General features: G+C 56.7%; 4 protein-coding genes and 1 pseudogene. 3 read left to right on the top strand and 2 right to left on the bottom strand.

Translation table 11 applies throughout. From position 1 onward, the window contains the following. Nucleotides 1-586, top strand: a 586-nt coding sequence (gene tnpC, locus ACMX3H_RS17505; RefSeq protein WP_415211718.1) for an IS66 family transposase, incomplete at its 5' end; no start/stop codon positions are given. A gap of 40 nt (nt 587-626) precedes the next feature. Here the strand turns inward: tnpC and ACMX3H_RS17500 are convergent. Next, nucleotides 627-806, bottom strand: a complete 180-nt coding sequence (locus ACMX3H_RS17500; protein WP_415211717.1) for a YciY family protein — start codon at nt 804-806, stop codon at nt 627-629. Between the two features lie 173 nt (nt 807-979). Between ACMX3H_RS17500 and cls the strand changes: the two genes are divergently transcribed. Further along, nucleotides 980-2,440 (top strand): cardiolipin synthase, encoded by a 1,461-nt coding sequence (gene cls, locus ACMX3H_RS17495; RefSeq protein ID WP_415211716.1) that lies wholly within the window; start codon nt 980-982, stop codon nt 2,438-2,440. 54 nt (nt 2,441-2,494) lie between these two features. Next, the gene (locus ACMX3H_RS17490; RefSeq protein WP_415211719.1) at nt 2,495-2,818 is read left to right on the top strand and encodes an HI1450 family dsDNA-mimic protein; all 324 of its coding nucleotides are present in this window, start codon (nt 2,495-2,497) and stop codon (nt 2,816-2,818) included. Nucleotides 2,819-2,949: 131 nt separating this feature from the next. Here the strand turns inward: ACMX3H_RS17490 and oppF are convergent. Beyond that, nucleotides 2,950-3,930: pseudogene (gene oppF, locus ACMX3H_RS17485) on the bottom strand (murein tripeptide/oligopeptide ABC transporter ATP binding protein OppF). Nucleotides 3,931-4,010 lie beyond the last annotated feature (80 nt).

The following is a 4,010-nucleotide window of genomic DNA, read 5'->3' as shown; positions in this document are numbered from 1 at the left end:
ACTGTATGAAGAAGGCCATATCCGCGAGGTCGGCTGCATGGCCCACGCCCGGCGTAAAATCCATGATATCCATGTGCGCCATCCGTCGCCGACCACTACCGAGGCCCTGCGCCGGATCGGTGAGCTGTACGCGATCGAAGTCGATATCCGGGGGCGCCCGGCAGAGGAACGACAACAGGTGCGCGAAGCACGATCCCGACCAATACTTGTTGGTCTGGAGAGTTGGGTCCGGAAAAAACTCACCACGCTGTCGCGCCAGGCCGATACGACAAAGGCGTTCAACTACCTGATGAACCACTGGTGGGCGTTGTGCTACTACGCCGGCGATGGCTGGGCGGAGATCGACAATAATATCGCTGAAAACGCGCTGCGGGTAATAAGCCTGGGTCGCAAGAACTATCTGTTCTTCGGTTCGGATAGCGGCGGCGACCGGGCGGTGCTGATGTATACGCTGATCGGCAGTTGCAAACTGAACGGCGTGGAGCCGGAAACGTATCTGCGCCATGTGCTGGCGATTATCGCGGATCATCCCATCAACAAAATCAAAGAGCTCCTGCCGTGGAACCTCACCATCCCTGCTGAATAACTGTCAATACGGCGCTGGGCGTTCGCTTACCCGCGAGCGTTCAGTTCAGCGTATAGGCGAGGGCAAATAACAATGATCGCCGCTGCTGTTTGAGCTGAAGATGGCTTAAGCGCGTTAGGCGGCGGTAGGTGCGGGATTGCGCTTCAACCCACTGGCTACGCCGGCGCTGTACCTGACGCTGCATGCGCCAGCGGCTGACTTCGTTACGGATTCGTTTCATCACTAAGACCTTTGAACGGGCTTGAACCAACGGACGCCATTATAGCCACTTTTCCAGCCATGCCAAACCGCACGCGGGTTGCGGGGATAACGTGTCCAGTAAAACAATTTCCTCTTTGCGCCCCTTATGCGTAAACTCAGGCTAACGCTCCGCGAACAGGATTTTTCGCCCCTATGACAACGCTTTATACCGTAATCAACTGGCTATTGCTCTTCGGCTATTGGTTGTTGATCGCAGGCGTCACCCTGCGGGTAATGATGAAACGTCGCGCGGTACCTTCCGCCATGGCCTGGCTATTAATCATCTATATTCTGCCGCTGGTGGGGATTATTACTTATCTGTTATTCGGCGAGCTCAACCTGGGTAAACGCCGCGCCGAGCGTAGCAAAGCGCTTTGGCCCTCTACCGCCCAATGGATTGACGATCTGAAAGGGTGTCGTCGCATCTTTGCCAGCGAAAACAGCGAAGTGGCTCGCTCTTTGTTTCAGCTCTGCGAGCACCGACAGGGCATGGGCGGCCTGAAAGACAATCAAATGCAGCTGCTGACCAGCACCGATGATGCGCTGCGGGCGCTGATTCGCGATATCGGTCTGGCGCAAAACAACATTGAGATGGTGTTCTATATTTGGCAGGCCGGCGGCCTGGTGGACCAGGTAGCGGAAGCATTGATGGCCGCGGCGCGGCGCGGCGTACGCTGCCGGCTCATGCTCGATTCGGCCGGCAGCGTGGCGTTTTTCCGCAGTCCCTACCCCACGCTGATGCGCGACGCCGGCGTGAATGTGGTGGAAGCGCTGCACGTCAGTATCCTGCGCGTGTTTCTGCGCCGCATGGATTTACGCCAGCATCGCAAAATGGTGCTGATTGACAATTATATCGCCTACACCGGCAGCATGAACATGGTGGATCCGCGCTATTTCAAACAGGATGCCGGTGTCGGCCAGTGGATCGATATCATGGCGCGTATGGAAGGGCCGGTGGCCACCGCCATGGGAATCATCTTCTCCTGCGATTGGGAAATAGAAACCGGCGAGCGCATCCTGCCGCCGCCCCCCGACGTCAATATCATGCCGTTTGAACAAGCGTCGGGACATACCATACAAGTGATCGCTTCGGGGCCGGGTTTTCCCGAGGGCGTCATCCATCAGGCCTTGCTCACCTCTATCTACGCGGCGCGCGAGCAATTGGTTATGACTACGCCCTATCTGGTGCCGAGCGATGATTTGCTGCACGCCATTTGTACCGCGGCGCAGCGGGGCGTGGAAGTGCATATTATCGTTCCGCGCCATAACGATTCAATGCTGGTGGGCTGGGCCAGCCGTGCCTTCTTCGCTGAGCTGCTGGAAGCCGGCGTGTTAATCCATCAGTTCGAGGGAGGCCTGCTGCATACCAAAAGCGTGTTGGTCGATGGCCAATTAAGTCTGGTGGGAACGGTAAACCTGGATATGCGCAGCCTGTGGCTGAATTTTGAGATAACGCTGGTCATCGACGATGACGATTTCGGCAGCGATCTGGAGCGGGTGCAGGAGGATTATCTTGCCCGGTCGCGGCTTATCAAGGCCAGAGTCTGGTCGAAGCGTCCCTACTGGCAGCGTATCGTCGAGCGGCTGTTCTACTTTTTCAGTCCATTGCTGTAATTTTGCCAGACGGCATGCTGTAATAGCGCCAATTCAGTTAACGGGACAGTGATGATGGATCTGGACAATCGTCTGACGGATGACGAAACGCTCGAAGCGGCCTACGATATTTTTCTCGAACTGGCGCAGGATAATCTCGATCCGGCGGACATCCTGCTGTTCAATCTGCAATTTGAACAACGGGGTGCGGCAGAGCTGTTTGACCCGTCAGAGGTGTGGCATGAGCAGGTGGATTTCGATCTCAACCCCGATCTGTTCGCCGAAGTGGTGATAGGACTGGCGGAACAAGACGGGATGGCGGTCAACGATGTTTTTGCGCGTATCCTGATTTGCCGCGACAGAACTGAGAAAGTCTGCCACATATTGTGGAAGGAATAAGCCGCGTCGCGTCCGCGACAGGCACCCGCAAGGTTTGCGCCGCCCCTTGAATAAGGCCGGTTCGGCGCGGGCGGTCATCTCCCGCCCGGCCACGGCAAAAGCCGACCGGCCGCCGTCAGACGGGTTACGCGCTATTGCGTCAGTTGGGCTACATCCACCTTGATGCAGGAGCAGGCGTGGCGAAAACTGCCCTGCAGGATAGGCCGCGTCACGGCGCATGTCTCGTCGGGCAGCGAGTACGGAACACACACCCTGAATGTGGGTTAATCGGCGACGGCAAATCCCCCTCCAACAGCTGAATTTCCTTATTACGCTCTTTATCCGGGTCCGGAATCGGCACCGCCGACATCAAGGCGCGCGTATAGGGATGCTGTGGGTTGTGGTACACCTGATCATAGGTGCCAAGCTCCACCGCGTGGCCGAGATACATCACCAGAACCCGATCGGAGATATGCTTGACCACCGCCAGGTCGTGGGCGATGAAGATCAACGATAGCCCCATTTCCCGCTGCAGCTGCTGTAGCAAATTCACCACCTGTGCCTGTATCGACACATCCAGCGCCGACACGGGTTCATCGCAAATCACCAGCTTGGGCTCGAGGATTAGCGCCCGGGCAATACCGATACGCTGGCATTGACCACCGGAAAACTCATGGGGATAGCGGTTGATAAGGTTGGGCAGCAGCCCGACCTTCATCATCATGTTGCGCACTTTTTCCTTCACTTCCCGGCGCGGCATTTTCGGGAAATAGGTTTGCAGCGGTTCAGCGATAATGTCGCCAATGGTCATACAGGGGTTTAACGAGGCCAGCGGATCCTGGAAAATCATCTGGATATCGCTGCGCGTGGCGCGCCACTGCGCCGTATTCATATCCTGCAGTTCTTTCCCCAGCCAGACGATGCGCCCCACTGGTGGCCTTGAACAAACCAATCAGCGCCCGGGCAAATGTCGATTTGCCGCAGCCGGACTAGCCGACCACCCCCAGCGTTTCGCCTTCGTACAGCCGCAGGGACACGCCATCCGCCGCCTTCAGGCTTTTGGCGGGCTGCCAGAACGTAAGCGCCCCGTGGAGGACGTCTTGAATTATTGGTGGGTTTGTTGTATGAGACAGTAAACCTACGTTACACGCTTATGCTCATTGCATTTTCACATTGTATTGATTTTAATAACTTTTATTTCCATCCCGGTTTG

This window comes from Sodalis sp. (in: enterobacteria), from assembly GCF_047607725.1.
Classification (GTDB): Bacteria; Pseudomonadota; Gammaproteobacteria; order Enterobacterales; family Enterobacteriaceae; genus JBLKSS01.
The sequence above is the reverse complement of the archived record's forward strand: the minus strand, read 5'-3'. Positions and strand labels throughout refer to the sequence as shown.